The 4,770-nt window shown below is 59.8% G+C and carries 5 protein-coding genes and 1 pseudogene; 4 read left to right on the forward strand and 2 right to left on the reverse strand.

All coding sequences use genetic code 11. The features are described from left to right. Positions 1 to 56 precede the first annotated feature (56 nt). From DBR24_RS04090 to fdhA, 3 genes are all read left to right on the forward strand, one after another. The gene (locus DBR24_RS04090; protein ID WP_123469376.1) at positions 57 to 689 is read left to right on the forward strand and encodes a sarcosine oxidase subunit gamma; all 633 of its coding nucleotides are present in this window, start codon (positions 57 to 59) and stop codon (positions 687 to 689) included. 248 nt (positions 690 to 937) lie between these two features. Next, entirely contained in the window at positions 938 to 1,795 is an 858-nt protein-coding gene (purU, locus tag DBR24_RS04095) for a formyltetrahydrofolate deformylase (protein ID WP_064589552.1), read from the forward strand. A 200-nt stretch (positions 1,796 to 1,995) separates the two neighbouring features. Further along, complete coding sequence (fdhA, locus tag DBR24_RS04100) at positions 1,996 to 3,195, forward strand: formaldehyde dehydrogenase, glutathione-independent (protein ID WP_128613979.1); 1,200 nt, start codon at positions 1,996 to 1,998, stop codon at positions 3,193 to 3,195. Between the two features lie 49 nt (positions 3,196 to 3,244). On the opposite strand, the gene DBR24_RS04105 is transcribed toward fdhA, so the two are convergent. After that, positions 3,245 to 3,565, reverse strand: coding sequence for a hypothetical protein (locus DBR24_RS04105; RefSeq protein WP_256591269.1), 321 nt, complete (start codon positions 3,563 to 3,565; stop codon positions 3,245 to 3,247). 173 nt (positions 3,566 to 3,738) lie between these two features. On the opposite strand from DBR24_RS04105, the pseudogene DBR24_RS34770 reads away from it, so the two are divergent. Beyond that, a pseudogene (locus DBR24_RS34770) lies at positions 3,739 to 3,822 on the forward strand (hypothetical protein); the annotation flags it as partial. Between the two features lie 250 nt (positions 3,823 to 4,072). On the opposite strand, the gene DBR24_RS04110 reads toward DBR24_RS34770, so the two are convergent. Next, the gene (locus DBR24_RS04110) at positions 4,073 to 4,747 is read right to left on the reverse strand and encodes an anti-sigma factor domain-containing protein (protein WP_128613981.1); all 675 of its coding nucleotides are present in this window, start codon (positions 4,745 to 4,747) and stop codon (positions 4,073 to 4,075) included. Between the last annotated feature and the right edge of the window lie 23 nt (positions 4,748 to 4,770).

Raw genomic sequence — 4,770 nt, forward strand, 5'->3', positions numbered from 1 at the left:
GGCGGAGTAACAGCCACCACAGGGGCCGGAACCAACAGAATTGATATAGGTGCTTTATGACCACAGCCAACGTGTACCAACAACGCCCGACCACCGGTGCCCGTGCCGAGTCGTCGCTGCACCATGCCGACCTCGCCAGCCTGGTTGGCAAGGGTCGCAAGAATGCCGGCGTCACCGTGCGTGAAAAGAAACTCCTCGGCCACCTGACCATTCGTGGCGATGGCCACGATGCAGCCTTCGCCGCTGGTGTGCACAAGGCCTTGGGCATCGAATTGCCCGGCGCCCTGAGCGTGATCGTCAAAGGCGAATCCAGCCTGCAATGGATGGGGCCGGACGAGTGGCTGTTGATCGTGCCGAGCGGTGAAGAATTCGCCGCCGAGCAGAAACTGCGTGAAGCGCTGGGTGATCTGCACATCGCGATCGTCAACGTCAGCGGCGGCCAGCAAGTGCTCGAACTGAGCGGGCCGAACGTGCGTCAGGTGCTGATGAAATCCACCAGCTACGACGTACACCCGAACAACTTCCCGGTCGGTAAAGCGGTCGGCACGGTGTTCGCCAAGTCGCAGCTGATGATCCGCCACACCGCTGAAGACACTTGGGAGCTGCTGATCCGTCGCAGCTTTTCGGATTACTGGTGGTTGTGGTTGCAGGATGCATCGGCTGAGTACGGGTTGAGCGTTCAGGCTTGAAGTGAATTGCGTTGAGCGTGCTTGCGTGTAGGGCTGGAGATTTTTTCCCCCTCACCCCAGCCCTCTCCACCAAGGGGGAGAGGGGAAAGGGAGCCGATCTCGGGTGTTTTTGCGATCTGTATTCACCCGCGAGATTCCAGGTCGATGTAACTCGGCAGACACTTAGGTCAGTCCCCTCTCCCTCCGGGAGAGGGCCAGGGTGAGGGGGAAACCTGACACCCCGCACAAAGAACAGGAGTCACCGCACCATGAGCCGCGCCCCAGACACATGGATTCTGACCGCCGACTGCCCCAGCGTCCTCGGCACTGTGGACGCGGTGACGCGTTTTCTGTTCGAGCAGGGTTGCTACGTTACCGAGCACCACTCGTTCGATGATCGGCTCTCGGGCCGTTTCTTCATTCGCGTGGAATTCCGTCAGCCCGACGGTTTCGACGAACAGTCCTTCCGCGCCGGCTTAGCCGAGCGTGGTCAGGCCTTTGGCATGGTCTTCGAACTGACCGCGCCAAACTACCGGCCAAAAGTGGTGATCATGGTCTCCAAGGCCGATCACTGCCTCAACGACTTGCTCTACCGGCAGCGCATCGGCCAGTTGTCGATGGACGTCGCGGCGGTGGTGTCCAACCATCCGGACCTCAAGCCGCTGGCCGACTGGCACCAGATTCCCTACTACCATTTCCCCCTCGACCCCAACGACAAGCCGTCGCAGGAGCGTCAGGTGTGGCAGGTGATCGAAGAGTCCGGTGCCGAGCTGGTTATCCTTGCCCGCTACATGCAGGTGTTGTCGCCGGAGCTGTGCCGCAAGCTCGATGGCAAGGCGATCAATATTCACCACTCGCTGCTGCCGGGGTTCAAGGGCGCCAAGCCGTATCACCAGGCCTACAACAAAGGCGTGAAACTGGTGGGCGCCACGGCGCATTACATCAACAACGACCTCGACGAGGGACCGATCATCGCCCAGGGCGTCGAGGCGGTGGATCACAGTCATTACCCTGAGGACTTGATTGCCAAGGGGCGGGATATCGAGGGCCTGACCCTGGCGCGGGCCGTTGGGTATCACATCGAAAGAAGGGTGTTTCTCAACGCCAATCGCACGGTCGTTCTCTAGATCGCTTTCGCTGGCAAGCCAGCTCCCACAGAGGTTTGTGTCGTATACAAAATCTGAATCCAACCCGAATCCTGTGGGAGCTGGCTCGCCAGCGATGAGGCCATATCAGGCAACACAACAATCAGCATCTGTACCCGAGCACTTAACGCGCTGCCTGCCTGGGCAACGCGGTTCCATAAAAACAACAGCGAGGTGAAAGCATGTCTGGCAATCGTGGTGTGGTGTATCTCGGCGCTGGCAAGGTCGAAGTACAGAAAATCGACTATCCGAAAATGCAGGACCCGCGCGGTCGCAAGATCGAGCACGGGGTCATTCTCAAAGTGGTTTCCACCAACATTTGTGGCTCCGACCAGCACATGGTGCGCGGCCGTACCACGGCGCAGACCGGTCTGGTGCTGGGCCACGAAATCACCGGCGAAGTGATCGAAAAGGGTTCCGACGTCGAGAACCTGAAAATCGGCGACCTGGTTTCCGTACCGTTCAACGTGGCTTGCGGGCGCTGCCGTTCCTGCAAGGAGCAACACACCGGCGTCTGCCTGACCGTCAACCCGGCCCGTGCCGGCGGCGCTTACGGTTACGTCGACATGGGCGACTGGACCGGGGGCCAGGCCGAGTACGTGTTGGTGCCGTACGCCGACTTCAACCTGCTGAAACTGCCGGATCGCGACAAGGCCATGGAGAAAATCCGCGACCTGACCTGCCTCTCCGACATCCTCCCGACCGGCTACCACGGTGCCGTCACCGCTGGCGTTGGTCCGGGCAGCACCGTTTACATCGCGGGTGCCGGCCCGGTCGGCCTGGCCGCTGCCGCTTCGGCGCGCTTGCTGGGTGCGGCGGTGGTGATCATCGGCGACGTCAACACCATCCGTCTGGCCCACGCCAAGGCGCAGGGTTTTGAAGTGTTCGACCTGTCGCAAGACACGCCACTGCACGAACAGATCGCTGCACTGCTGGGCGAGCCGGAAGTCGATTGCGCGGTGGACTGTGTGGGCTTCGAAGCCCGCGGCCACGGCCACGACGGGGTGAAAGCCGAAGCCCCGGCCACCGTGCTCAACTCGCTGATGGGCGTGGTGCGTGTGGCGGGCAAGATCGGTATCCCGGGCCTGTACGTCACCGAAGATCCGGGCGCCGTGGACGCCGCCGCGAAAATGGGCAGCCTGAGCATCCGCTTCGGCCTCGGCTGGGCAAAATCCCACAGCTTCCACACCGGCCAGACCCCGGTGATGAAGTACAACCGCCAACTGATGCAGGCGATCATGTGGGATCGCATTAACATCGCCGAAGTGGTGGGTGTGCAGGTGATCAGCCTCGACCAGGCGCCGGAAGGTTACGGCGAGTTCGATGCGGGCGTGCCGAAGAAGTTTGTGATTGATCCGCACAAGTTGTTTAGTGCGGCGTAAGTTTCACCGTGTATAAAAGGGCAATCCGGTGGATTGCCCTTTTTATTCCTTACTTTTTCTTCTCTTTGAATGCGCATTTGCTGGCGTCACCGCCAACCGTTACACAGTCATCATTTTTCCAATCGCTTCCGGTAGCTTTAACCGGGGTGCCGTTCCTGTAACCGGCCGAGACGCCGAGGTCATTTTTGCCTTCGTACCGGCAGATGACCACCGAATTGGCAGTGTTTTTGTCTTTGAGGCGTGCAGACACGAAGGTAAGATCTTCGCCGTCTTGAGAGTGACTCACCGAGATTGTCGGGCAAGTAGCGGCATAGGCGGTGCTCATCATGGCCAGGGTCATCAGGACACCCGTGACAATTTTCAGCTTCATTATTTGTACTCCGTTACATAAATAGGAGCCGTAATGTTCCCGTGGACGATGGTTGTTGCCTACTGTCAGGTCTGACAGGTTTATAGTTTGCTTTGGAATATAAGTTCGTATTGTTAAGCAATTAGATGAACTAAAACACCGCAGCCTTCGGCTGCTCCTGCACAATCCCTGTAGCATTGGAAGGTTATGGCGAGTTCGATGCTGGCGTGCCGAAGAAGTTTGTGATTGATCCGCATAAGTTGTTCAGTGCGGCGTAAGGCTTGAGCGCAATACAAAACGGCGACCTCGGGGTCGCCGTTTTTTGTTGCAAGCCCAGGTCAAAAGCTACCCTCACCCCACCCCCGGAGGGAGAGGGGGCCGACCGAGGGATGCTCACAATTTACGCTGACCTGAAAATACCGCTGTGAATCCATAATCGGCTCGGTATTTCAGGTCGATAAAACTCGAGAGAACACCACGGTCAGTCCCCTCTCCCTCTGGGAGAGGGCCAGGGTGAGGGGTTTTGCTTTACAGCGCCGCCAAGGCCCCCTGATACAGAACCGGCCCCGTCGGCTGCCCGGTCGGTGAACCCCCTTTAGGTTCAAGACTGACCGCCAAAGCAATCGGTTTACCGATCAAGGCTTTCTGCGCCTCGTTCAACTCAACCTTGCCTTTGCCTCCCGCCGGGATCACCCCCAGCGAAATCGGCTTGCCATCCGCCGGAATCGCCCACAGCTCAAGGCTGCGGCCCGGATCGACTGCCGCCAATGTCAGCGGCTCGACTTGCAGATAATCCGCATGCGCCTCGACCTTCAACGCCGGTTGCGCATTGGCGGTCAGCAGGGTGGCGCGGTAGCGGGCGTCGTCGCGGTTGTACAGGGAGCCGAGGAACACCAGCACCACGATTGAACACAGTGCAGCGGTGACGCGCAGCCAGTTCCAGAACGGCCGCTTCTCGGGAACATGCAGCACTTGCGGTTCGATGCGCGCGGTGATGCCTTGCCACACGCGCTCCGGCACCGGAACTTGCGGCAGCGTTTCGGTGAGGCTGGCGAGGTTTTCCTGCCAATGCGCCAGTTCGACCCTTAATGCCGCGTCGTCCAGCAGCAATTGCTCGAAGCGTCGACGCGCCGCCGGTGCCATCAGGCCGATGGCGTAATCGGCAGCGAGGGCGCGGCGCAGGGCTGGGGTCTGGTAGTTCATGATTCAAGGCACCTGCGCAGACG

The organism is Pseudomonas sp. HMWF006 (assembly GCF_003061205.1).
In the GTDB taxonomy this organism is placed as follows: Bacteria; Pseudomonadota; Gammaproteobacteria; order Pseudomonadales; family Pseudomonadaceae; genus Aquipseudomonas; species Aquipseudomonas monsensis.